Consider the following 24,354-nt stretch of genomic DNA (forward strand, 5'->3'; position numbering starts at 1 on the left):
CGCGGACGGGAGGCACGGGGCAGGACCGCCACGGGCCTCCTGTCCGGCCAACGCGAACGGTCAAGACGCCCCGCTCACGTCCGGCGAGTGGTCACGAACTGTCGGCTGCAGCCCGCCCAGGCGACAGTTCCTGACCCGTCGGCAGCGTGCACGCGGCGTGTCGCGGCCACTCGCCGCGCGGCCAGGACACCCCGCTCACCTCCGGCAAGTGGTCACGAACTGTCGGCTGCGGCCCGGCCGGACGACAGTTCTTGACCCCTCGGCGGCACGCACGCGACGTGTCGCGACCACTCCGCGGACGGGAGGCGCGGGGCCGGCCTGCCTCGGGCCTCCCGTCCGGCGGACGCGAACGGTCACGACACACCGGTCACCTCCGGCGAGTGGTCGCGAACTGTCGGCTGCGGCCCGCCCGGACGACAGTTCCTGACCCCTGGGCAGCACGCACGCGACGTGTCACGACCACTCCGCGGACGGTCGCAGCACAGGCGCGACGGCCGGTGCACCGAGGTCAGGCCAGGCGGATGCCGAGCAGCGCGTCGATCAGGTCGAGGAGCTCCGCCGTGCACGCCGTACCGCCCGCGATCGCCGTGTCGACGGCGGCGACGGCACCGGGGGTGTCGAGGTCGTCGGAGACCCGTGCGCGGATTCGTGCCGCGACGTCCGCTGCGTCGTCGGCGTGCCCGGCGGAGGCTCCCGAGGCCCAGGCATCCCAGCCGGCGAGCCGTGTCTGGGCACTCGTCAGCTCGGTGTCGAACCATTCCCAGTCGTCGGAGTACTTGTGCGACAGCAGTGCGAGCCGGATCGCCCGGGGGTCGGCGCCGTCGTCGAGCAGCCCGCGCACGGTGACGAGGTTGCCGAGCGACTTCGAGATCTTCGTGCCCTGGTAGGCGATCATCCCGGTGTGCACGAAGGCGTTCGCGAGGGGCTGGTGCGCGAGGGCGGCTGCGTGCCCGGCGCTCATCTCGTGGTGCGGGAAGACCAGGTCGCTCCCGCCGCCCTGCACGCTGATCGGCAGCCCGAGACGGTCACCGGCGATGACGCTGCACTCGATGTGCCAGCCGGGGCGACCGGGGCCGATCTCGGTGTCCCAGGCCGGTTCGCCGTCGCGCGCGGCGCGCCACAGCAGCGGGTCGAGCGGATCCCGCTTGCCCGGACGTCCCGGGTCGCCGCCGCGTTCGGCAGCGAGGGCGAGCATCGTCTCGCGGTCCAGGCCGCTCTCGTCACCGAGGGTCCACGCGTCGGTGGGGCGGTTCACGTCGAAGTACAGGTCGTCGCCCTCGGCGCCGTCGGTCGGGACCTCGTACGCGTAGCCGGACTCCTGCAGGAACGAGACCGCCTCGGCGACGCGCTCGACCTCGTCGGTGACGGCCACGAAGTCGTCCGGCGGCAGGATCCGCAGCGACTCCATGTCGCGGCGGAACAGGTCGACCTGCTCAGCCGCCAGGGCACGCCAGTCGACGCCGTCGCGGGCGGCACGCTCGAGCAGCGGGTCGTCCACGTCGGTGACGTTCTGCGCGTACTCGACGTCGAGCCCCGCGTCACGCCAGGCGCGGCCGAGCGTGTCGAACGCCAGGTAGGTCGCCGCGTGGCCGAGGTGCGTGGCGTCGTACGGCGTGATGCCGCAGACGTACAGCGCAGCGCGGTCCTCGTCGCGGGCGGGGTCCACCGGCTTGCCCGTTGCGGTGTCGTGGACGACCGGTCGGGGCGCGGCGCCGGGGACGTCGGGGACGGATGGGGCCTGCCAGGCCCTCACGGCTGGATCACTCCGAGCGACAACAACACGATGAGCACGATACCGAGTGCGATCCGGTAGACGACGAAGGGCATGAAGCTGCGCTTGCTGATGTAGTTCATGAACGCCGCGATCACGACGAACCCGACCACGAACGCGACGACGGTGGCGATGAGCGTGTCGGCGAGTCCGAACGGCGAACCGTGGTCGCCGAGGCTCGTCGCGGCCTCGTAGAACCCGGACAGGAACACCGCCGGGATCGCCAGCAGGAACGCGAAGCGCGCAGCGGCGGGTCGGGTGTACCCGAGGGCGAGCCCCATCGACACGGTCGCACCGGAACGGGACACACCGGGCACCAGGGCGAGCATCTGCGCCAGGCCGATGAGCAGACCACCGCGGAACGTCATCTGCTCGATGCGCCGCTCCTTGCGGCCGACACGGTCGAGCACCCCGAGCACGACACCGAAGACGATGAGGACGATCGCGACGATCCAGAGGGACCGGAAGGTGGTCTCGATCGAGTCCTTGAGCAGCAGCCCGGCGACCCCGATCGGGATCGTGCCGAGGATCACGAGCCAGCCGAGGCGGACGTCGGGGTCGCCCTTCGGCACGTCACGCTTGACCACCGACCGGAACCACCGCCCGATGATCCGGGTGATGTCCTTCCAGAAGTAGATGAGCACCGCGGTCTCGGTGCCGAGCTGCGTCACGGCGGTGAAGGCCGCACCGGGGTCCTTCGCGTCGGGCAGGAAGAGCCCCACGATGCGCAGGTGCGCGCTGGAGGACACCGGCAGGAACTCGGTGAGCCCCTGGACGAAGCCGAGGAAGATCGCCTCGAGGATGTGCATCGCACGGGCCTTTCAGGGGGAGGTCGGTCAGGGCACCGCCACGACGGCGACCACGAACAATATCAGTACGTGGCGAGCAGGTCGGCCAGCACCCGCCGACCGAACGCCAGCGAGTCGAGCGGCACCCGCTCGTCCACGCCGTGGAACATCGCGGGGAAGTCGACACCGGCCGGCAGCTGCAGCGGCACGAACCCGTACCCCGCGATGCCGAGCGTCGAGAGCGCCTTGTTGTCGGTGCCGCCGGACAGCAGGTACGGCAGGACCGGTGCGCCCGGGTCGTGCCGATCGAGGACGTCGCGGACGGCGTCGACCAGCGGGCCGCCGAAGTCCTGCTCGAGGCCGATGTCGCGGAACGACATGACCACCTCGACGTCGGGCCCGGCGAGCTCCCGCACCCGCTCGAGCACGGTCTCCTCGTCACCCGGCAGGCAGCGGATGTCGACCAGGGCCTCGGCGGTGTCCGGGATCACGTTGTGCTTGTAGCCGGCGGTCAGCACCGTCGGGTTCGACGTGGTGTGCAGCGCGGCGTGGATGAACCGCGATGCCGAGCCGGTGGCCAGGGCGACCTCGTCCGGGCCGGTGACCGTCGGGTCGACCCCGAGGAACCGCGCCACCTCGGCGACCATCGCGTCCGTCGTGGCCGAGAGCCGGACGGGCCACTCCTCGCTGCCGATCCGGGCGACCGCCGCCGCGAGCTTCGTGACAGCGTTGTCGCGGATCACGTGCGAGCCGTGGGCGGCGGTGCCGCGCGCGATCAGCTTCACCCACATCAGCGCCTTCTCGCCGGTCTGCAGCAGGTAGGCGCGACGGTCACCGAGCGTGATCGAGTACCCGCCGACCTCGCTGATCGCCGCCGACGCCCCCGCGAAGACCTCGGGGTGCTGGTCGACCACGTGGTGGGACCCCAGGACTCCCCCGGCCTCTTCGTCGGCGAAGTACGCGATCACCAGGTCACGCTCCGGCGCACCGTGCTGCTCGATGACGTCGGCCAGCGACGTGAGCATCATCGCGTCCATGTTCTTCATGTCGACGGCGCCCCGACCCCACAGCGATCCGTCCTTGACCACGCCACCGAACGGGTCGACCGACCAGTTCGCCGGGTCGGCCGGCACGACGTCGAGGTGCCCGTGCACCACGAGCGCCGGCTTGTCACGGTTCCGGCCGGGCACCCGCGCCACGACGCTCACCCGGTCCGGCTCGGACTCGAACAACTGCGGCTCGAGACCCAGCGCGCGGAGCTTGTCCTCGACGTAGTGGGCCGCCTCGGTCTCCCCACGGGACTTCCCCTCGCCCCAGTTCGTCGTGTCGATGCGGATGAGGTCGCGGGCGATCGCCGCGGTGGCCTCGAGCTCGGGCACGGACTGCGGCTCGGAGGGCTCCGGGTTCGTCATGGCTCCACGGTATCGGTCGGCACCGACCCCGACGCCGAAGCCCGACACGCAGGACTCGCCCGGGATGCGCGACCGTGTTCATCGCGCGTTCAGACCCGTGCTAGTGTCTTCTCTCGGCAGGAACGCCGGGTTCAACCCGGGAAACAGACACCAGACACCCTGTCCGGGTGGCGGAATTGGTAGACGCGCTAGCTTGAGGTGCTAGTGCCCGTATTAGGGCGTAGGGGTTCAAGTCCCCTCTCGGACACAGGAAATGCGTGCCCCCTGACCTTTCGGTCGGGGGGCATTTTCTGTTGTGTCTTCCCGGCGAGTGCCGCCATCGCTGCGCTCAGGGCGTCACCGCCTCTGGGGCGCCACTTCGCTGCGCTCAGGGCGATCTCCGCGCCACTTCGCTGCGCTCAGGGCGATCTCCGCGCCACCTCGCTGCGCTCAGGGCCATTGAGGCCGCCGCCCTGCTGCGCTCGGGGCGGCGAGACCGGGGGCAGGAGGGCGGGCGGTGGACGCGGGACGTGCGGACTGGAGGCGCGGGGCGGGGCCGCAACGCGCCTCCAGGCCGGAACGTGCGCACGTCACGGGCCGGTGCGACGTTGCGCACTCCGTGTGACGGAACAAGGTCGCACCGAGTGGGCAACGCCGCACCATGGTGCAAGCCCGGCGGCCCGGCGGCGCGCACGGTCAGCGCGAGCGGCGCACCCGCCGCACCACCAGCACCACGGCACCGAGCGCCGCGAGCCATCCCCAGTTCGCGACCACCGGGTCGAGCACCTGGTGCCGCCAGTCCGACCGACTCGACCCCAGGCGCGACGCAACGGGGTGGTTCCCACGCTCCGCCGCGACGCCGGTCTCGCTGATCATCCGGTCCGGCCGACCCCGGAGCGCATCGGTCACCCGGTGCGTCGCGACGTCCAGGCGGTCCCCGACGACGAGCAGCATCCAGTGCGCCAGGCGCCCCTCGCTGAACCTCGCGTACGCCAGGCGCCGCACCGCTCCCGGCACCCCTCGGAGGGGCTGCGCGGTGCCGAACACCGGCGTCACGTGGGCGTGCTCGATCGATCGCTCCCGGCCGTGCGCACCGTCCTGCTGCGGCGGGAGGTCCCAGTGGGCACCGGTCGCGGCGCCGGCCGAGCGCGAGAGCTTCGGCACGGACGGCCGGTCTGCCGGGTCGAGGTCGCTCCCCCACCCCGGGATGCGGGCACGGAGCTCCTCGGCGGACGGCACCCGTCGGGGTGGATCGGCGATGTACGGGGTGTGGTCGGACATGTCGGGCCTCCTCACGGCACGACGACGGTCTTGATGCAACCGTCGAGCTTGGACGAGAACAGGTGGTAGCCCTCGGCGATGTGCTCGAGGGGGATGCGGTGCGTGATGATGTCGCTGGGCTTGAAGTGCCCGGCCTGGATGTGCTCGAGCAACCGCGGCCACTGGCGCTTCACGTGCGCCTGGTTCGTGTGGATCGTGACGCCCTTGTTCATCGCGTCCCCGAACTTCACCGCGCTCGGGATCGGCCCGTACGCACCGACCGCCGAGACCGTGCCGCCCTTGCGGACGCCGTCGATCGCCCAGTTGAGCGCCGTCGGGGAACCGCCCTGCAGCTTCAGCTTCGAGGCGGTGACCTGCTGGGTGAAGTTGCCGTCCGCCTCGGCTCCGACGGCGTCGATCACGCTGTCCGCCCCCAGGAAGTCGGTCTGCTTCTTCATCTCGAGCACGACGTCGTCGACCTCGGCGAAGTTGATCGTCTCGGCGTGCGCGAAGCTCCGGGCCTTCTCGAGCCGGTACTCGAGCTGGTCGACGACGATCACCCGGCCGGCTCCCATGAACCACGCCGACGCCGCGGAGAACAGTCCGACCGGCCCGGCACCGAGCACCACGACGGTGTCGCCCTCTCGGATCGACGCCAGCTGCGCCCCGAAGTACCCGGTGCTCAGTGCGTCCGTCATGAGGAGGGCGTCGTCGTCGTCGAGCCAGTCCGGGATCACCTGCGGTCCGACGTCGGCGAACGGCACCCGCACGCGCTCCGCCTGCCCGCCGTCGTACCCGCCGGTGGTGTGCGAGTACCCGTAGATCCCGCCGACCGCGGTCGCGTTCGGGTTCACGTTGTGGCAGTTCGCGAAGAGTCCGCGGGCGCAGAACCAGCACGTCCCGCAGAAGATGTTGAACGGGACCATCACGCGGTCCCCGACCGACAGGGTCTCGACGGACGAGCCGATCTGCTCGACGACCCCGATGAACTCGTGGCCGAACGTGTGCCCGACGCGGGTGTCGGGCATCATGCCGTGGTACAGGTGCAGGTCCGACCCGCAGATCGCCGCCCGTTCCACCCTGACGATCGCGTCGTTCGGGTGTTCGATCCGGGGGTCCGGTTTTTCCTCGACGCGGACCCGGTAGGGGCCGCGGTACGTCATGGCGCGCATGGACGCTCCTCTCGTTCGTCGCGTCCACGCTGGCGCGCGCCACGTTGGAACGGACACAGGACCGCAGATGGCGGACAGGCGGTGGACGTCCGCACAGACGGACGGGAGGCGCGGTGCCAGCTGGCACCGCGCCTCCCGCCCGATCTGTGGGTGCGTCTAGCTCTTGGACGCCTCGACGAAGTTGCGTCGCGGATCGGTTTCCTTGATGAGCGAGGTCGCGTCGCGACCCGACACGGCACCGGTGATCCAGCCGATGATGATGCGGGCCTTCCGGTTCAGGGTCGGCATCGCGTACACGTGGTACGCGCGGTGCGCGAGCCATGCGAGCAAGTTGGTCATCTTGATGCCCTTGATGTTCGCGGCACCCTTGCCGACACCGTACGACGCGACGGTGCCGATGGAGGGGTGGCGGTACTCCTCGAGCGGCTTGCCGGTGATGGTCGCGACGATGTTGTCGGCGGCGACCACGGCCTGACGCACGGCGTTCTGCGCGTTCGGCGGGTAGAACGCCGGCTGCTTGTCGGCGGTCAGGTCGGGCACCTGCGCGACGTCACCGAGACCCCAGACGCCCTCGACGACCTGGTGGGTGTCCTCGGCCTCGACCTGGAGCTTCGCGTTCGCGGCGAGGTGGCCCTTCGGCCCGCGCGGCAGGTCGGAGGCGTCGAGGAGCGGGTTCGGCTTGACGCCCGCAGTCCAGACGAGCAGACCGGTGGCGAACTCGTCGCCGTCGGAGAACTTGACGACACCGCCTTCAGCGCTCGGCATGGTGGTCTTCAGGCGGACGTCGATGCCCCGGGCACGGAGCGACTCGAGCGTCCACTTGGACAGCTCGGGGCCGACCTCGGGCGCGACGCGGTCGAGGGCGTCGATGAGCACCCAGCGGGGCTGCTCGCCGGCGAGCGACGGGTAGGTCTTGATGGCGGCCTGCGACACGTCGAACAGCTCACCGATCGCCTCGACGCCGGTGTAGCCACCGCCGACGAAGACGCTGGTCAGCAGACGGCGACGCTCGTCCTCGTCGCGGGTGGCGGCGGCCTTCGCGATGTTGTCGAGGAGCTTGGCGCGCACGTACGCGGCCTCTTCGACGCTCTTGAAGCCGACGCCGTACTCCTCGAGCCCGGGGGTCGGGAAGGTGCGGGTGACGGAACCGAGGGCGACGACGAGGTGGTCGTAGCCGAGGGTGCGGTCGTCGCCGCCGGCGGTCGCGATCGAGACGGTCTTTTCCGCCGAGGAGATCGCGGTGACCTTGCCCTGGATCACCCGGGTCTTGCGCAGTGCACGGCGCAGCTCGACGGTGACGTCCTTCGGCGCGATGTGGCCACCGGCGACCTCGGGCAGGAACGGCAGGTACGTGTAGTAGGTGTTCTGGTCCACGAGCGTGATGCGCATGGGCACCGTGGCCGCGTGCTTCTGGAGCTGCTTGACCGTGGTGTAGCCAGCGGAGCCGCCGCCGAGGACGAGGACGTGAGGGATCGAGTCTGCCATTCCTCCGGTCTACCGGACTTTGGCTTGGCGCGTCATGAGTTCCGCGGCCTGTCGCGGAGCCGCCACCACGCGGTCTCGGCCAGTTCGGGCCCCGTGAACACCCCGTGCGGGGTGCGGCGGGACTCGGTGAGCGAGAAGCGGCGCAGTCGGTAGCCGCCGCCGAAGCGGTCGATGATCGCCTCGGGTGACGCCTCGGGGTCGCGCTTGACGTACCAGGTGCGGTCGTCGACCGGCTCGATCACGCCGCGGTCACCGTCGCCCGCCGATGCGGGAGCGCAGGATGTCGATGCGCTTCTGGATCTGCTCGATGCTCGCCTGCGCCACGGCCGGGCCACCGCTGATCCGCCGGAGTTCGGCGTGGATCGCACCGTGCGGTTCGTTCGAGTGCCGGGACCAGATCGACACGAGCCGGGCGAGCTCGGTGCGCTGCTCCTTGATCGTCATGTACATCGGGCGGTCGGGCTCGGGCGCCTTCGGCATGCCGTCCTTGGCCGTGCGGCCCTTGGACCGCTTGGCCTGGGTGGCCTGCCGGGCGCGCAGGAGGTCGCGCACCTGGTCGGGTTCGAGCAGCCCGGGGATGCCGATGAAGTCGAGCTCCTCGAGGGAACCGACCTCGCCGCCGGTGCCGAACTCACCGCCGTCGTAGAGGACGCGGTCGAACGACGCCTGCGAGTCGAGCGCCTCGAACGGCTGGACCTCGAGCAGGCTCTCGGACGCGCGGTCTTCCTTGTTGGCCTCGGCGACCATCGCGTCTTCGGGGTTGTACATGCCGTCGTCGGCGTCCTTCGGGCGGTCGAGGGCGTGATCGCGCTCGAGCTCGAGGGTGGCGGCGAGGGCCATCAGGCCGGGGACGCTCGGCAGGAAGACACTCGCGGTCTCACCGCGGCGACGGGCACGCACGAAGCGGCCGATCACCTGGGCGAAGAACAGCGGCGTGCTCGCGCTCGTGGCGTACACGCCGACGCAGAGCCGCGGGACGTCGACGCCCTCGGAGACCATGCGGACGGCGACCATCCAGCGCGAAGTGTCCTCGGCGAACGCGCTGATGCGGCTCGACCCGGCGGCTTCGTCGGACAGCACCACGGTGGGACGCTCCCCCGTGATCTGCTGCAGGATCCGGGCGTAGGCGCGCGCCGTGGTGGTGTCGGTGGCGATGACGAGGCCGCCGGCGTCGGGCACACCGCGACGTACCTCGGTCAGGCGCTTGTCGGCGGCGGAGAGCACGGCCGGCATCCACTCGCCCTCGGGTGACAGCGCGGTGCGCCAGGCCTGGGCCGTGATGTCCTTCGTGACCTGCTCACCCAGGGAGGCCGACATCTCGTCGCCCATCCGGGTCTTCCAGCGCATCTGTCCGGCGTAGGCCATGAACAGCACCGGGCGGACGACGCCGTCCTTCAGGGCTCGGCCGTAGCCGTAGTTGTAGTCGGAGATCGAGGTGCGGATGCCCTGCTCGTCGGGGGCGTACTGCACGAACGGGATCGGTGCGGTGTCGGACCGGAACGGGGTTCCCGACAGCGAGAGCCGCCGGGTGGCGCCGGAGAACGCCTCTCTGATGCCGTCGCCCCACGTCAGGGCGTCGCCACCGTGGTGGACCTCGTCGAGGACGACCAGGGTGCGGCCACCCTCGGTGATGCGCTTGTGCACCTCGGGGTTCATGCCGACCTGGGCGTACGTGATCGCGACGCCCTGGTAGTGCCGGCCGAACATGCCGTCGCCGTTCTTGAACATCGGGTCGATCCGGATGCCCACACGGTCGGCGGAGTCGGCCCACTGGCGCTTCAAGTGCTCGGTCGGGGCCACGACGACGATGCGGTCGACGGTGCCGCGGGCAAGGAGCTCGGTCGCCAGCCGCAGCGCGAAGGTGGTCTTGCCGGCGCCGGGGGTAGCGGCCGTGAGGAAGTCGCGGGGTTCCTTCTCGAAGTACTTCGTGAGCGCTTCGATCTGCCAGGCGCGGAGCTTCGACGCCGTGCCCCAGGCGGCCCGGTCCGGGAACGCCGGCGACAGGTGCTGGACGGCCGAGTTGCCGGCCGCTTCGGCCAGGGCTGCGGCGTCGGCTTCGTCACGGGCGGCGTCACCCTGCGCCTGGGTTTGATGTGCCGGGCTGCCGTCGTGCGTCGACGACGATCCGCCTGCGCCGGACTGGTCGTCACCCGACTCCGCCCACAGCGTGGCGGGCTGCTGGTCTTCGTACTCCGCTGCGCTCACTGAACCCGATTCTACCGCCACCGTCAGTCCTGCCGAGCGTGCGGGACGCCGCCGTCAGGGGTCCGGCGGACCAGGGATGCCGGTCGCAGCACGCCGGCGCCGAAGCGTGCGGCGACCGCGTCGACCGTGGTCTCGGTGTCACGCCACGGCGCGTCGTCGTCCCACAGGGCGTTGCTGGCGGCCGCGGGCACGAGGTTCTCGCCACGCACCCCGATCAGCCGGATCTGGTTGCCCGGTCGGTGCAGCACGTCGTACAGCTCGACGGCTTCGCGGTGCAGGCGCTTCGCGACGTCGGTGGGCTCCGCCAGGGTGCGCGACCGGGTCAGGGTGGTGAAGTCGGTGTAGCGGACCTTGAGTGCCACGGTCCGGGCCTGCACGTCGGCCTGGCGCAGGCGGACGGCGACCTTGTCGGCCAGGCGCAGGAGTTCGCGGGCGACGTCGTCGCGCTCGGTCAGGTCGCGGCCGAACGTGACCTCGTGCCCGATCGACTTCTCGCCGACGCCGGTGTCGACCACGCGGGGGTCGCGACCCCAGGACAGGTCGTGCAGCCGCTGCCCGCCGGCCGGGCCGAGTGCCGACACCAGCGACCCGAGCGGGGTGTTCGCCAGGTCGCCGACCGTGCGGATGCCCCGGCGTTCGAGCGTCTCCTGCGTCTTGCCGCCGACGCCCCAGAGCGCGGACACCGGCTGCGGGTGCAGGAACGCCACGGTGTCGGCGGCGGGGACCACGAGCAGGCCGTCGGGCTTCGACCGGCTGGAGGCGAGCTTCGCGACGAACTTGGTCGACGCCGCGCCGACGGAGCAGTGCAGACCGGTCTCGGCGAGGACCGTGCGGCGGATGGCCTGGCCGATCTGCCACGGGGTGCCGTACAGCCGGAGGGCGCCGGCGACGTCGAGGAACGCCTCGTCGATGCCGAGGCGCTCGACCCGCGGGGTGAACCGGTCGAAGATCGCCATCACCGCGGCGGACTGCGCCCGGTACTTCTCGAAGTGCGGTTCGACGATGACGGCGTTCGGGCAGCGCCGCTTGGCGACGGCCATCGGCATCGCCGAGTTGACGCCGTAGCGACGCGCTTCGTAGGTGGCGGCGGTGACGACGGAGCGGTCGGAGTCGTGCCCGACGATGACCGGCAGGCCCACGAGATCGGGGCGGTCGAGCAGTTCGACGGAGGCGAAGAAGGCGTCCATGTCGACGTGCAGCACGGTCGCCGAGACGTCGTCCACCGGTGCGTCGGAGACGAGGCGGTTCCGTCCGTCCTGCTTGCTCACACCGAGATGATGCCAGGCACCGCCGACATCGCTGTGCCCGGGGCCGATCGCGATCGGACGGTGCGAGGTTCCGGACGTGGTGCGAGGGGGCGCGGGTACCACCACGTGCGGAACCTCGCACCGGAGTGAACCGGAGTGCGCCGGAGTGCGCCGGAGCGCAGCGCCTTGCACGGTGCGAGCGCAGCGCTCAGTCGAGCGGGCCGAGCACCGACGCGGCGATCGTCCGGGCCGCGGAGTCCCGCGACGACGGGTGGTACTGCCCCGCCCGGACGTCACGCGCCAGCCGCGCCAGCTCGCTCGACGACCGGAACGCCGAGCCGCCGACGACGCGCATGGCCTCGTCCACGACGTGCTGCGCGGTGTCCACGGCCCGGGCCTTGGTGCCGACGAGCAGCGGGAACCAGCGGGCTCCGAGGTCGTCGAGCTCGTCGACCGACCGCGCCAGCGAGTCGACCTGCAGCGTGATCGCGTCGACCGCACCGCGCAGGTCGGCGATCGCCCGGCGCACGTCGGGGTCCTGCGACCGCCTGGTGCCGTCGGCCGCGGTGCGACCCGCCACGGCGGCCGTCGCGAGCGTGATCGCGCGCTCCGCGACCCCGGCGTACACCGACGCGATGAGGAGCTCGAACGACGCGAAGATCCCGAACACGAGCGGGTCCTGGTTCGGCCCGACCGGCAGCGACCGGACGATGCGGTCGACGGGGACGTGCACGCCGTGCAGCTTCGTGGTGCGGCTCTGCGTCGCGCGCATCCCGAGCGTGTCCCAGTCGTCCAGGTGCTCGACGGCGCCGTCGGACCGCAGGACGAACCCGTGCACGAGCCGTGGCTCCGGCCCCGAGCTGTCCTTGCCGAAGACGCTCATGACGTCCCACGCCGGTGCGAGGGACGTGGACACCTTCGTGCCGGTGAACCGGTACCCGCCGTCGCCGTCCGGCTCCGCCGTCGTCGACGAGTCGAACAGCACGGCGTCGTTGCCGGGTTCGCTCACCCCGAAGGCGAGCAGGTGGTCGTCCGCAGCGTGGTCGGTGACGGCCTGGAGGAACGACTCGCCTCGCGCACGCACGGCGCGGGCCGCCTGCACCCACACCTGGTGCATGCCGAGGCCGAGTGCCGTCGCCGGCGCGGCCTGGGCGAGGGCGCGCTGCACCCGCGCGGTGCCACGGAGGCCGAGGCCCGCCCCGCCCTGCTCGACGGGCACGCCGATCCGCAGGTAGCCGGCGGCGCGGAGCTCGTCGAGGTCCTCGGTGCAGAACGCGTTCGCGGCGTCGTAGCCGGGGGCGCGCTCGGCGATGCGGTCGAGCGTCTCGTCCGGCACCGACCAGCCGACGGCGTCCGTGTTGGCCTTCGTCATGCCACGAGACTAGGGTCCGGAACGTGTCAGATCGTCATCCTTGGACCAGGTACGTCGCGATCGGTGACTCGTTCACCGAGGGGATCGGGGATCCCGACCCCACCGTCCCGGGCGGCAACCGCGGCTGGGCGGACCGCGTCGCCGAGGTGCTCGCACACCAGACTGACGACTTCGCCTACGCGAACCTCGCGATCCGCGGGCGGCTGCTGCAGCAGATCATCGACGAGCAGGCCGAGGCCGCCGTCGCCCTGCACCCGGACCTCATCACGGTGTCCGCCGGCGGCAACGACATCATCCGCCCCGGCTCGGACCCGGACGAGCTCGCCGAGCGCGTGGACCGCCTCGTCGCCGACCTGCGCCGCGACGGAGCCACCGTCGTGCTGTTCACCGGCCCGGACGTCGGGATGACCCCGGTGCTCGGCATGGTCCGCGGCAAGACGGCGATCTACAACGAGAACCTGCACGCCATCGCCCTGAAGCACGGCGCCCTGGTGGCGAACATGTGGGCACTCCGGGTGCTCCGGGACCCGCGGATGTGGGCTCCGGACCGCCTGCACCACTCCCCGATGGGCCACTCGACGATCGCCGCGGCGGTGCTCGACACCCTCGGTGTGCCGCACGGGCTCGAACCGTTCAACCCGGACCCGCTCGAGGCGCGGCCGTGGCGCGAGGCCCGCGCCGAGGACCTCGGCTGGGCCCGGGAGTACCTGGTGCCGTGGGTGGTCCGGCGCATCAAGCACACCTCGTCCGGCGACGGGGTGTCGGCGAAGCGACCCGAGCTGCAGATCGTCACCGAGCACCCCTCCGACACCCCGTAGACGCGGCGCGACGCGACGCGACGCGACGCGACGCGGCGCGGGGCCGAGGGACGAGAGGCCGCGGGGCCGAGGGCCCTCAGTCCGCGGGGCGCCGCAGCGTGAGCGGTCCGTCGTGCAGCGGCTCGGTCTGCCAGCTCGTCGTCGTCGATCCCGTGGCGGGGTCGATCCGGACGTGCGCCAGGTGCGGGGTCTCGACGAACCGCACGTCGACACGGACCGTCCCGTCGTCCGCGACGGCACCGCTCGCGGCGAGCGGGCCCTCGACGGCCCACTCCCCCTGCCCGACCGGCACCGACAGGGAGCCGCCGTCGACGTCGAGCGTGAGCCGCCACCCGTCGCCGTCGCGGGCCAGCGGACCGACGTCGGCGAGGCCCTGCAGCGGACCACCGTCCACGGCGGGCAGTCCCAGGGAGGCGAGCCGGGCCTCCAGGGCGGATGCCGAGGCCGCGTCGGGCGTGCGGTCGACGGCGGGCAGCAGGTGCTCCCAGACCGCGTCGAGGACGGCCTGCATGTCGAGGCTCTGGCCGGTCATCGCGAGCACGACGTCCTGCTCCGGCAGGACGACGCAGAACTGACCGTAGGCGCCGTCGCCGCGGAAGCCGTGACGGGCCATCCAGAACTGGAAGCCGTAGCCCTGGGACCAGTCGGGGTTGGCCTCATCCGGGTTGGCGACCTGCGTGCTGGTCGCCTGCTCGACCCAGTCGGCGTCGAGGATCCGCTCGCCGTCCCAGACGCCGCCCTGCAGGTACAGCTGGCCGAGCTTGGCGACCGCGTCGGTCGGGGCGTAGCACCCGCTGTACCCGAGTTCCGCACCGCTGTCGTCGCGGCGCCAGGCGAGGTCGTCGATGCCGAGCGGGTCGAGCAGGTGCGGGCGGAGCCACGCGACGAGGGAACCGCCGGTCACCCGCCGGACGATCTCGGCGAGGGTGTAGGTGCACGGCTGGTTGTAGGCGAAGACCGTGCCGGGCTCCGCGTCCGGCGGGAGCAGCAGGAACCCGCGCACGGTGTTCGTCGGGTCGAGGGCCCGGGCGCGGTCGATCGTCTCCTCGCGGTGGCCGCTCGCCATCGCGAGCAGGTGCCGGACGCGGATGCGGCGGCTGCGTTCGTCCGTGACGTCGGCGTCGAGCTCCGGGAAGTAGGACAGCACGGTCGCGTCGAGGTCGATCAGGCCCGCCCGGACGGCGATGCCGACCCCCGCGGCGGCGAAGCTCTTGCTCAACGAGTAGAGCAGGTGCACGCGGTCGGCGGCGTAGGGCTGCCACCAGCCCTCGGCCGCCACCTGGCCGTGCCGGAGCAGCATGATGCTGTGCGGCTCCACGTCGGGCGTCGACTCGAGGGCGTCGAGCAGGTCGGCCACGCCGCCGGGGTCGATGCCGAGGGCTGCGGGGGTGGTCCCGGGGAACGTCGTCATCGTCGTCACCCGACCGACTCTACGGTCGGCGGACGACGGGCGTCACGCCCCCTGGAACGGGTTCGTCCAGCGCCACCAGACGCCGGGGTCGTCGATCGTGCGCTCGAGCGCGAGCGGCACCGTGACCGGGTCGTGGTCGGAGATGCGGAACCGGACCTGCCCGACCCGTTCGCCCTTCGTGCCGAAGGTCACCTGCTGCAGCTTCGCCTTCGCGGTGACGGTGGTCTTGCCCCACACGAGCACCTCGGCGGCCTTCGTCGTGACCGCGTCGGCCTCGTCCTGCCACGGGGTCGAGAAGGTGCCGAAGGTCTGCCCCTGGTGGGTGAGCGTCACCACCTGGAAGTTGTCCGCCACGGACCGCAGCAACCGCTGCACGTCGACGTCGAGGGAGTCGTGGTCGACACCGCCGAGCATCACACCGACGACGGTGACGTCCCTGCCACCGCGCTCGTACGTCGCCGCGAACAGCAGACAGGCACCGGCCTCGTCGAGGGTGCCGGTCTTGATCCCCTCGATGCCGTCGAGGCCGAGGAGCTTGTTCGAGTTCTCGATCTGCCCCGCACCGGGCACGGTCACCTGCTTCGTCCCGACGACCTGCTGCACGACCGGGTTCGCGAGCGCGAGCTGACCGAGCGCCACCAGGTCGGTCGCGGTGGACCGGTTGTCCGCGTCGAGGCCGGTCGGCTCCTCGATCGTGGTGTCGTCGAGGCCCTGCCGGTCGAGCCACGCGTCCGCGGCACGGTCGTACGCCTCCAGCGACCCGAACGCCCAGATGGCGAGGGCCCCTGCGTAGTTGTTCGCCGACTTCATCAGCATGACCTGCAGGGTCTGGTACTCGGACAGCTTCAGTCCGGCTGGCATCGGCGCGACCTCGCCGTTCACCGCCGCGTACTTGGCGTACAACCCCTGCATCTCCGGGTTGAACGCGATCGAGGGCCCCGGCTCGCCCCGCTCGAGGGGCTTCGCGTCGAGGACGACGAGAGCGGTGACGATCTTCGAGATGCTCGCGATCGGCCGGGGCTTCGTGTCGCCGCTGGTGCGGAGGCTCTCCGGGAAGTCGGTCGCCTCGACCGCCGTGGCACCGTAGCCGGGGAACCGCAGGTCCGGCACGCTCGTCGTGGGTGCCGAGTAGGTGGTGGTGCTCGCGCTCGCGGGGGCGAACGGCACGACCGCCGCAGCGACGAGGTAGCCGGCGACGAGGAGCAGGACGGCGACCACCGAGATCGTGACCGGCCTCCGGACGGCGGAGCGGGGGCGGCGGACGACTGGTGACACGGGACCCGAGCGTACCGGTCCGCTCCTAGGCCGAGGCTGCGACGGGCTGGTCGGGCTGGCGTTCTGGAGCCGGGGCCGGGGCCGGGGCCACTGCGCCGGTGGCCACTGCGCCGCTGGCCGCGACGACGGCGTCGGCCTCGACGACGGTGCCGGCCGGCTCGGGCCGGGCGAAGGTCAGGCGGCGGGACAGGTACGCGAACACCGGACCGAGCGCGTTCATCAGCACGACCGACACCCAGGCTGCCCAGGCGTTCCCCGGGTCGAAGCCGAAGCCGCCGAAGCACGTCGCGAAGAACGAGGCGAACCCGAGGAACATCCCGGGGACGAGCCCGAACAGCTTCGTCCGACCCGTGTACATCAGGGCGCAGTTCACGACGAGGATGAGCAGCGCCAGCACGGTGTTCTGCGCCGCCTGCCCCTCGCCGAAAAGGGTGCCGAACCGCTGGTCGAGCAGGACGATGACCAGGCCGAACGCCGACCCGATCGGCATCGCGGCCCACAGGCGGGTGGCGTTCCGCAGCGTCGGCTTGCCGCCGAGCAGGAACATCCCCGCCCAGCTGATGAAGATCGCCCAGGTCGGCAGGTGCAGGGCGTTGCCGCCGATGAACGCCGTGGCACCGGCCAGGACGGAGGCGACGATCTCGTGCGGGATCCGTTCACGCATGGCTGAGTTCCTTCGATCGGTTCGTGGTGCGGCTGGTGGTGAGACGGACGGTCCGGGTGGTCTCGGCGACGACCCGGCCGCGCTTGAGGACGAGGGCGCGGTCCGGCCGGTCGAGCAGGACGCCGTCCGGGTCGGTGGTGGAGAGCACGACGAGGTCGGCGGCGGCGCCGGGCCGGATGCCGTGGGTGTCCGCGACGCCGACGACCTCGGCCGCCCCGGTGGTGGCCATGGCGAGCACCCGTCGCAGGTCGTCCGGGCCGGACAGGTGCCCGGTCTGCGCCAGGAGCAGCCCGACGTCGAGCAGGTCGGCGTTGCCGAACGGGGTGAAGGCGTTCCGGACGTTGTTCGACGCGTAGGCGCTCGTGACCCCGGCGTCCCAGAGTTCGCGGACCGGCACGACCCCGCGCCGCACGTCGTGGTCGTCGGACCGTCCCCCCAGGTGCAGGTCGGTCGCGGGCAGCGGCACGACGGCGACCCCGGCGGCAGCGAGGCGGTCGAACAGCACCCGGCGCTCGCCGCGGGGCAGGCTCGCGACCGAGGTCACGTGGCCGAGCGCCACCCGTCCCTGCAGCCCGCGGACGGTCACGCGGTCGGCGATGTGCCCGGCGAGGGCGTACCGCGGGTCGGAGGTGTCGTCGGCGAAGTCGGCGTGCAGGTCGGCCGGCACCCCGAACTCCTCGGCGAGGTCCAGGACCGTCTCGACGTGTTCGTGGCAGGCGGCCAGGGTGTGCTCGTTGTAGGTGCATCCCCCGATGACGTCCGCCCCCGCGGCGAGCGCCTGACGGAGCAGCGCGAGGGTGCCCGGTGCCTTGGCGATGCCCTCCTGGGGGAACGCGACGATCTGCAGGTCGAGGGCGTCCCGGTACTCGTCGCGCAGGTCGAGCAGCACCTCGACGCCGGTGAGCCCGACGATCGGGTCGACGTCGGGGTGTGCGCGGACGAGCGTCGTGCCGTTCGTGATGGCCTGGTCGAGCAGGGTGCGGGCGCGGTCGCGGACGGTGGCGTGGGTGAAGCCGCGCTTGAGCTCCCCCGTGACGGCGATGGCGCCGGCGAGGGTGCCGTCGGGGTTCGGGCGTTCCCGGTCGAGCAGGGCCTTGTCGACGTGCAGGTGTGCCTCGATGAGCCCGGGGATGACCACGCGCCCGGCGCAGTCGACCACGCGGGTGGGAGCAGCACCGGTGTCGGTGCCGTGCGCCGAGCCCGGACCGGGCAGCGCGTCGGTCACGCTGACGATCACGCCGTCGGCGATCGCGACGTCGACGGATCGGCCGTCGGTGAGCCGTGCGTTGGTGAGGACCAGGTCCACGTCGAACCCTCTTCCGGTCGGTGCGGGTGGGGACGTGGTCCACCATTCGCCCGCCGTGTTTCGGGTTCCGACGCCGCGTGTGACGGCCGTGTAAAAGATGGTCGTACCAATGAACCAAGCAGACCAACCGGCCCTACGGTCGATGGCATGCACCGTGGACGGACCCTGAGCGCGGCGACCGCCGCCCACCTCGGCACGCTCGTGCTCGACGACCTGCAGCCCGGCGACAAGCTGCCGCCGGAACGCACCCTCGCCGAGGACCTCGCCGTGTCCCGCACGACTATCCGCGAGGCGCTGCAGGAACTCGAGCGCCGGCACCTGGTCTCCCGGACCCCCGGCCGTGGCACCGTCGTGCTGCCGCGACCGGAGGAGGCGTCCGCCCTGCTCGACCACCACCGCGACGACCTGGACCACCGGGCCGAGCACGTCGCCGAGTTCCGGACCGTCGTCGAGCCGCAGGTCGCCGGACTCGCGGCGGCGCGGGCTGGCGAGGCCGACCTGCTGACCCTGGAACGCATCCTCGCCGCGACGCACGCTGGTCTGAGCCCGGAGGAGTCGCTCGCCCAGGACGTCGCCTTCCACGTGCAGGTCGCCCGCACCTCGGGCAACCCCCTGCTCGTGTCGTTGTGCGAGCTCAGCAGCGGTTGGGTGCAGGACGTGCGTGCCCGCTCGCACAGCACCAGCGAGGGGCGCCGGTCGTCGTTCGAGTGGCACGAGCGGATCCTCCGGCGGATCCGGGAGCACGACGTCGAGGGCGCGACGCAGGCGATGGCCGACCACCTCGCCGACGTGGCCCACCTGGTCGAACGGAGGACGGACCGATGACCACCGCACACGAGACCACCGCCCCGGCGGTGGCGACCCTGCAGCCCGGCGCCGGACCCGTCCGCGGCGACCACTTCCTGCCCGTCGACCCGGAGACCGTCCTGTGGGGTCGCCTGCCGGGCGAGGGCGACACCCCGGCCCTGACGATCGCCCCCGGCGCGTCGGTCACCATCGACACGGTCAGCCACGAGGGGATCCTCCCCGACCAGGGCAGCGACCCCGTTGCCTGGTTCGGCGACCACGGCGTCGCACCGGAGCACGTCCTCGCCGACGCCGTCGCGATCGCCCGCTCCGGCCACCGCGACCCCGCGGCGGACGGTCCACACGTGGTGTCCGGGCCGATCGCGGTGCGCGGTGCCCGTCCCGGGGACGTGCTGACGATGACGGTCCTCGAGACCCTGCCCCGGGTGCACTACGGCGTCGTGTCGAACCGGCACGGCCGCGGTGCCCTGCACGGTGAGTTCCCGGTCGACGGCACGACGGTGAGCGTCTTCGCCGACGTCGTGGACACCGACCTGGGCCGGCGGGGCCGCATCCCGCTCACCGCCGCCCGCGACCGCTTCGCGCACTTCCCCCTCGCCCCGTTCCTCGGGATCATGGGCGTCGCCACCCCCGGGGAGCGGCTGCACTCCGTCCCGCCCGGTCGCCACGGCGGCAACATCGACGTCAACCTGCTGCAGGCCGGCTCGCAGCTGCACCTGCCGGTGCTCGTCCCCGGCGCGCTCGCCCACGTCGGTGACCCGCACTTCGCCCAGGGCGACGGCGAGGTGGCGCTCACCGCGATGGAGGCCTCGCTCCGCGCCACGATCCGCTTCGACCTGACCCCGGCTTCCGAGGCGACCGCGCGCTTCGGGGACCTGGTCTGGCCCGTCGCCGAGACGCAGGAGTTCCTCGTGCCCACCGGCATGGACCCCGACCTCGACGAGGCCGTCCGGCAGTGCGTCCGGCACGCCGTCGCGATCCTCGGCGCGCGCTGGGGCATGGAACGCCACCTGGCGTACGCGTACCTGTCCGCGGCGACCGACTTCAACATCTCGCAGGTGGTGGACCTGGTCACCGGTGTCCACGCCCGCATCCGCAAGGCCGACTTCGAGGAGCCCGTCCGATGACCACGCCCCCCACGTCGACGGCACCCGACGGGCTGCTCGAGGCGCTCGATGCCTACGAGACCGCCCTGCTGGCCAACGACCTCGACGCCCTCGACGCCGCCTTTGTCGACTCCCCCGGAACGATGCGCGGCGACGACCGTGGCCTGCTCGTCGGGCACGACGCGATCAGCGCGTTCCGCGGGGCGCGGGGTGGGGTCGCCACCCGGTCGCTGACGCACGTCGAGGTCCGCCCCCTGACCGAGGACCGCGCCCTCGTCGTGTCGGTGTCCCGGTTCGCCGCGGGCGGGCAGGGCCTCCAGACCCAGCTCTGGCGCCGCGACGGGGGCACCGGCTGGCGCATCGAAGCGGCCCACGTCACCGGCCGCCCCAAGGCCGTCGACACCACCGTCTGGCGGGCCGTCGGCGACCCGCTCGTCGCCCCCACCGCCTCCGGATCGCTCGACGGCCTGACCGTCGCCGTCAAGGACCTCTACGCCGTCCCCGGCCAGCCGGTCGGCGCGGGCAACCCGACGTACCTGCGCGAAGCACCGGTCGAGACCGCGCCCGCCGCAGCGGTCGCCGCGCTCCTCGCCGCCGGTGCCTCGATCCGCGGGATCGCGCGCACCGACGAGTTCGCGTACAACCTGACGGGCCGGAACGCGCACCACGGCACGCCGCCGAACAGCGCGGCTCCCACCCGACTGCCCGGAGGCTCGTCCAGCGGATCCGCATCGGCCGTCGGCCTCGGCACGGCCGAGATCGGGATCGGCACGGACACCGCGGGATCGGTCCGGGTCCCCGCCTCGTACCAGGGGCTCTGGGGCCTCCGAACGACCCACGGCACGGTGTCCCGCGACGGGCTGCTCCCGCTCGCGCCGTCGTTCGACACCGTCGGGTGGCTCACGCGGAGCCCCGTGGTGCTGCTCGCCGCACTCGACGCCACCGTCCCGCCACCGTCGGCGCCGGGCGGGGCACTCGATGCGACCGTGCTCGTCGTCCCCGAGGAACTCGTCGCACTCGTCGAACCGGCCGTCGCCCGGGCCTTCGCCGCCTTCGTCGAAGCGCTCGACGAACCCGTCGCGACCGTCCGACTGCGCGACCTCGGCATCCCGGACCCCGCAGCGCTGCAGGAGCAGATGCGGCTCGTCCAGGCCGCCGAGGCCCTCGCGGCCCACGGCTCCTGGATCGACGCGCACCCCGGCGCCCTGAGCACCGTCGTCGGTGACCGGTTCCGTGCGGCACGGGCGAACGATCCCGACGCCACCGCGGACGCCGTGGCACGTCTCGACGAGGTCCGTGCGACGATCCGCCGTGCCCTGGACGGTCGGACCCTGCTGTTCCCGACCGTCCCCGGACCCGCACCCCTGCTCCACTCGGACGCCGCGGCGCTCGAGCGCACCCGGACCGCCACCACGGCGATGACCGCGCTCGCGAGCGTCGGTGGGCTGCCCGCGGTGAGCGCACCGGCGCTGACCGTGGACGGCGCGCCCGTCGGCGTCTGCCTGGTCGGTGGCCCGGCGAGCGACCGTGCCCTGGTGATCCGCGCCGGGGGCATGCTGTCAGACCAGGCCGCCCCGGGCCTCCCGACGGTCTCGGTGGTGCGCTAGGAGGCGAGCCGCCGGGCGTGGGTGACCGCCCACAGACCGACGGCGCTCGCCGCGGCCACGTTGAGAGAGTCGACGCCGTGCGCCATCGGGATCCGGACGGTCGTGTCGGCCGACGCGATCGCGGCCGGCGTCAGCCCCTGCCCCTCGGTGCCCATCACGAGCGCGACCCGGTCGGGCAGGTCCGCCACGAAGGCGTCCAGGTCGACGGACTCGTCGGTCAGTGCCATCGCGGCCAGGTGGAAGCCCTGCGCGCGGAGTTCCTCGCCCGCTGCGGGCCAGTCGCCGATGCGGGTCCACGGCACCTGCAGCACCGTGCCCATGCTCACGCGGACACTCCGGCGGTACAGCGGGTCGGCGCACCGCGGGCTGACGAGCACCGCGTCGGCGCCCAGGCCGGCGACGCTGCGGAACACCGCGCCGACGTTCGTGTGATCGACGATGTCCTCGAGCACGACGACGACCTTCGCGTCCCGCACCACGTCGGCGACGCTCGGCAGCTCGGGGCGCTCCATCGCGGCGATCGCACCGCGGTGCATGCGGAAGCCGGTGAGCTCCTCGAGCAGGGCGTCGGCACCGACGAATACCGGGCCGTCGTGCTCCGCGACCAGGGGCAGGACGCTGTCGAGCCACTTCTCCTGCACCAGGATGCTCCGCGGCACGTGACCCGCGCGGACCGCACGCTCGATGACCGTGTTCGACTCGGCGATGTACAGGCCACCCTCGGGCTCGGAGACCCGGCGGAGCGCCACGTCGGTGAGCCGGGCGAAGTCGTCGAGACGGGGATCGTCGAGGGAGTCGATGCGGACGGGGTGCACGGGGCTCGTTTCGGTGTGGTGCGGGGGGGGTGTGGGTGGTGTGGGGCGCGGCGTGGGTCGCAGCGTGGGTCCGGTGGGCGGCGCTGGCGCGGGTCCGCCGACGGTCCGATCCGCCTGGGAAGCGACCGGGACGGTCGGGTGTTGAGGGTACCGTGAACAGGGTGCTGGATGATGCTGCGTCGACGACCGGACCGACCACCGGACCGACCACCGGGGCGGCCGCCGGGTCGGTGACCGCCGACGACCTGGACCGCGTCGTCGAGGTGCTCGGCGGCAAGCGCATCGCCGTGCTCTCCGGCGCCGGTCTGAGCACCGACTCCGGCATCCCCGACTACCGCGGCGCCGGGCGGGTGGTGCGCAAGCCGATGACGTTCCAGGAGTTCCTGGCCGACCCCGCGAAGCGCCAGCGCTACTGGGCCGGATCGCACCTGGGCTGGCGGAGCTTCGCGGCCGCCGTGCCGAACGACGGGCACCGGGCGCTCGCCGCACTCGAGGACGCCGGGATCGTCGCCGGGGTCATCACGCAGAACGTCGACGGCCTGCACCTGCGCGCCGGGTCCCGCCGCGTCGTCGAGATCCACGGCTCGATGGACCGCGCCGTGTGCCTGCGGTGCGGCCAGGTGTTCTCCCGTTCCGACCTCGCCGCCACCATCGACCGGGCGAACCCCTGGATCGACGAGCCCGGGTCCGTGCAGCTGCAGCCGGACGGTGACGTCGAGATCACCGACGTCGAGCGGTTCGTCGTCCCCGCGTGCTCCGTGTGCGGCGGCGACCTGAAGCCCGACGTCGTCTTCTTCGGCGAGTTCGTGCCGGCCGAGAAGTTCCGCGAGGCCGTGTCGATCGTCGCCGACGCCGACGCGCTGCTCGTCGTCGGTTCCTCCCTCACCGTGAACTCGGGCGTGCGGCTGGTCGACCACGCTGCACGCCGCAAGAACCCGGTGGTCATCGTGAACCGCGGCGAGACCCGCAGTGACCGCCGTGCGGCGGTGAAGCTCGACGCCGGCACCACCGAGACGCTCGTGCACCTGGCGGAGCGGCTCAGCGCAGCGGCTTCGACCGACTAGCGCGGTCGCGGTCGCCGGACGGGCCTGCCGGTCGCGGTCGCCGGACGGGCCTGCCGGTCGCGGTCGCCGGAGGGGCCTGCCGGGTGCGTCTGCGAAGATCGACGGGTGACGACCCTCCTGTACCTCGTCCGGCACGGCGAGACCGACTGGAACGCGCAACGCCGCATCCAGGGCTCCACCGACATCCCGCTCAACGACACCGGACGACGGCAGGCCGCCGAGGCGGCCGAGCTCCTGACCCGCCGGCCGTTCGACGCCGTCGTCGCGTCCCCGCTGTCGCGCGCGGCCGAGACGGGCGCGATCATCGCCGACCGCCTGAGCCTCGACGCACCGACGACGTACCCGGGCCTGGCCGAGCGCTCCTACGGAGAAGCCGAGGGCCTGACCGACGACGAGGTGTCGGCACGGTACCCGCACGACGACATCCCCGGCCGGGAGTCCCGCTCCGCGCTGCTCGCCCGCGTCACCGAGACCCTCGGCGAGATCGCGGTCCGGTTCGACGCCGGCGTCGTCGTGGTCGCGACCCACGGGGCGGTGATCCGCAGCGTCGTGAACGCCGCAGCCCCCGGCACCGCCGACCGCCGCCACACCCCGATCCGGAACGGGTCCATCCACTCGTTCCGGTGGGACCCCGAGCGCTTCCACGCCGAACTCGTCCGGTTCGACGACCCGATCGACGACGTGTCCGACGCCACCGGTGGGTCGGCGTTCGAGTACCAGAACCCCTTGGAACGCCGGGGCTGACCGGGGACTAGGCTCCGACGCACCCGCACACCGGGGTGAGGGGAGC

General features: G+C 72.4%; 21 protein-coding genes and 1 tRNA gene. 7 read left to right on the plus strand and 15 right to left on the minus strand.

The window, feature by feature from the left end:
- Positions 1-508 precede the first annotated feature (508 nt).
- The 3 genes from mshC to ABRP24_RS06110 form a co-directional block, all read right to left on the minus strand.
- Entirely contained in the window at positions 509-1,753 is a 1,245-nt protein-coding gene (gene mshC / locus ABRP24_RS06100) for a cysteine--1-D-myo-inosityl 2-amino-2-deoxy-alpha-D-glucopyranoside ligase (protein ID WP_349849165.1), read from the minus strand.
- Positions 1,750-2,580 carry an undecaprenyl-diphosphate phosphatase gene (locus ABRP24_RS06105; RefSeq protein WP_027465647.1) on the minus strand — a complete coding sequence of 277 codons (831 nt, stop codon included), beginning with the start codon at positions 2,578-2,580 and terminating at the stop codon, positions 1,750-1,752. Before ABRP24_RS06105 ends, mshC begins: the two co-directional genes overlap by 4 nt.
- 62 nt (positions 2,581-2,642) lie before the next feature.
- Positions 2,643-3,971, minus strand: coding sequence for a M20/M25/M40 family metallo-hydrolase (locus ABRP24_RS06110; protein ID WP_301567119.1), 1,329 nt, complete (start codon positions 3,969-3,971; stop codon positions 2,643-2,645).
- A 161-nt stretch (positions 3,972-4,132) separates the two neighbouring features.
- Between ABRP24_RS06110 and ABRP24_RS06115 the strand changes: the two genes are divergently transcribed.
- Positions 4,133-4,218: transfer RNA gene (locus ABRP24_RS06115), tRNA-Leu, on the plus strand.
- Between the two features lie 428 nt (positions 4,219-4,646).
- On the opposite strand, the gene ABRP24_RS06120 is transcribed toward ABRP24_RS06115, so the two are convergent.
- The 7 genes from ABRP24_RS06120 to ABRP24_RS06150 form a co-directional block, all read right to left on the minus strand.
- On the minus strand, positions 4,647-5,231 hold the full coding sequence (locus tag ABRP24_RS06120) for a hypothetical protein (RefSeq protein ID WP_349849162.1): 585 nt from the start codon (positions 5,229-5,231) through the stop codon (positions 4,647-4,649).
- 11 nt (positions 5,232-5,242) lie between these two features.
- Entirely contained in the window at positions 5,243-6,382 is a 1,140-nt protein-coding gene (locus tag ABRP24_RS06125; RefSeq protein ID WP_349849160.1) for a zinc-dependent alcohol dehydrogenase, read from the minus strand.
- Between the two features lie 156 nt (positions 6,383-6,538).
- Positions 6,539-7,867 carry an NAD(P)/FAD-dependent oxidoreductase gene (locus ABRP24_RS06130; protein ID WP_232750097.1) on the minus strand — a complete coding sequence of 443 codons (1,329 nt, stop codon included), beginning with the start codon at positions 7,865-7,867 and terminating at the stop codon, positions 6,539-6,541.
- Between the two features lie 32 nt (positions 7,868-7,899).
- On the minus strand, positions 7,900-8,109 hold the full coding sequence (locus ABRP24_RS06135) for a hypothetical protein (RefSeq protein WP_017887301.1): 210 nt from the start codon (positions 8,107-8,109) through the stop codon (positions 7,900-7,902).
- A gap of 7 nt (positions 8,110-8,116) precedes the next feature.
- Positions 8,117-9,907: a DEAD/DEAH box helicase gene (locus ABRP24_RS06140; RefSeq protein WP_027465652.1), complete on the minus strand. Its 1,791-nt coding sequence runs from the start codon at positions 9,905-9,907 to the stop codon at positions 8,117-8,119.
- Between the two features lie 188 nt (positions 9,908-10,095).
- Positions 10,096-11,340, minus strand: a complete 1,245-nt coding sequence (dinB, locus tag ABRP24_RS06145) for a DNA polymerase IV (RefSeq protein WP_027465653.1) — start codon at positions 11,338-11,340, stop codon at positions 10,096-10,098.
- Positions 11,341-11,527: 187 nt separating this feature from the next.
- On the minus strand, positions 11,528-12,691 hold the full coding sequence (locus ABRP24_RS06150) for an acyl-CoA dehydrogenase family protein (RefSeq protein ID WP_301581469.1): 1,164 nt from the start codon (positions 12,689-12,691) through the stop codon (positions 11,528-11,530).
- Between the two features lie 23 nt (positions 12,692-12,714).
- Between ABRP24_RS06150 and ABRP24_RS06155 the strand changes: the two genes are divergently transcribed.
- Positions 12,715-13,509, plus strand: coding sequence for an SGNH/GDSL hydrolase family protein (locus tag ABRP24_RS06155; RefSeq protein ID WP_071244716.1), 795 nt, complete (start codon positions 12,715-12,717; stop codon positions 13,507-13,509).
- Between the two features lie 76 nt (positions 13,510-13,585).
- On the opposite strand, the gene ABRP24_RS06160 is transcribed toward ABRP24_RS06155, so the two are convergent.
- Genes ABRP24_RS06160 through ABRP24_RS06175 form a run of 4 tightly spaced genes read right to left on the minus strand, consistent with a single transcriptional unit; the run spans position 13,586 to position 18,165 of the window.
- Positions 13,586-14,920: a serine hydrolase domain-containing protein gene (locus tag ABRP24_RS06160; protein WP_349849376.1), complete on the minus strand. Its 1,335-nt coding sequence runs from the start codon at positions 14,918-14,920 to the stop codon at positions 13,586-13,588.
- Positions 14,921-14,962: 42 nt separating this feature from the next.
- Positions 14,963-16,195, minus strand: coding sequence for a D-alanyl-D-alanine carboxypeptidase family protein (locus ABRP24_RS06165; protein ID WP_081827297.1), 1,233 nt, complete (start codon positions 16,193-16,195; stop codon positions 14,963-14,965).
- Between the two features lie 25 nt (positions 16,196-16,220).
- A complete protein-coding gene (locus tag ABRP24_RS06170) occupies positions 16,221-16,859 on the minus strand; it encodes a DUF1097 domain-containing protein (protein ID WP_027465657.1) in 639 nt (212 codons plus the stop codon).
- Positions 16,852-18,165 carry an amidohydrolase family protein gene (locus tag ABRP24_RS06175; RefSeq protein ID WP_301626247.1) on the minus strand — a complete coding sequence of 438 codons (1,314 nt, stop codon included), beginning with the start codon at positions 18,163-18,165 and terminating at the stop codon, positions 16,852-16,854. The genes ABRP24_RS06170 and ABRP24_RS06175 overlap by 8 nt, the downstream gene beginning before the upstream one ends.
- A gap of 147 nt (positions 18,166-18,312) precedes the next feature.
- Between ABRP24_RS06175 and ABRP24_RS06180 the strand changes: the two genes are divergently transcribed.
- The 3 genes from ABRP24_RS06180 to ABRP24_RS06190 are packed head-to-tail and all read left to right on the plus strand — an operon-like array spanning position 18,313 to position 21,685.
- The gene (locus tag ABRP24_RS06180) at positions 18,313-18,990 is read left to right on the plus strand and encodes an FCD domain-containing protein (protein WP_349849155.1); all 678 of its coding nucleotides are present in this window, start codon (positions 18,313-18,315) and stop codon (positions 18,988-18,990) included.
- The gene (locus ABRP24_RS06185; RefSeq protein ID WP_111056429.1) at positions 18,987-20,099 is read left to right on the plus strand and encodes an acetamidase/formamidase family protein; all 1,113 of its coding nucleotides are present in this window, start codon (positions 18,987-18,989) and stop codon (positions 20,097-20,099) included. Before ABRP24_RS06180 ends, ABRP24_RS06185 begins: the two co-directional genes overlap by 4 nt.
- On the plus strand, positions 20,096-21,685 hold the full coding sequence (locus ABRP24_RS06190) for an AtzH-like domain-containing protein (protein ID WP_349849153.1): 1,590 nt from the start codon (positions 20,096-20,098) through the stop codon (positions 21,683-21,685). The genes ABRP24_RS06185 and ABRP24_RS06190 overlap by 4 nt, the downstream gene beginning before the upstream one ends.
- On the opposite strand, the gene ABRP24_RS06195 is transcribed toward ABRP24_RS06190, so the two are convergent.
- Positions 21,682-22,500 (minus strand): RNA methyltransferase, encoded by an 819-nt coding sequence (locus ABRP24_RS06195; RefSeq protein ID WP_301601675.1) that lies wholly within the window; start codon positions 22,498-22,500, stop codon positions 21,682-21,684. The genes ABRP24_RS06190 and ABRP24_RS06195 overlap by 4 nt on opposite strands.
- 230 nt (positions 22,501-22,730) lie before the next feature.
- On the opposite strand from ABRP24_RS06195, the gene ABRP24_RS06200 reads away from it, so the two are divergent.
- Together ABRP24_RS06200 and ABRP24_RS06205 are read left to right on the plus strand one after the other, a co-directional pair.
- Positions 22,731-23,564 carry a Sir2 family NAD-dependent protein deacetylase gene (locus tag ABRP24_RS06200; protein WP_027465663.1) on the plus strand — a complete coding sequence of 278 codons (834 nt, stop codon included), beginning with the start codon at positions 22,731-22,733 and terminating at the stop codon, positions 23,562-23,564.
- A 105-nt stretch (positions 23,565-23,669) separates the two neighbouring features.
- Positions 23,670-24,308 carry a histidine phosphatase family protein gene (locus ABRP24_RS06205; RefSeq protein WP_071244723.1) on the plus strand — a complete coding sequence of 213 codons (639 nt, stop codon included), beginning with the start codon at positions 23,670-23,672 and terminating at the stop codon, positions 24,306-24,308.
- Positions 24,309-24,354 lie beyond the last annotated feature (46 nt).

The sequence above is a fragment of the Curtobacterium sp. WHRI 8282 genome (genome assembly GCF_040223925.2).
In the GTDB taxonomy this organism is placed as follows: Bacteria; Actinomycetota; Actinomycetes; order Actinomycetales; family Microbacteriaceae; genus Curtobacterium; species Curtobacterium flaccumfaciens.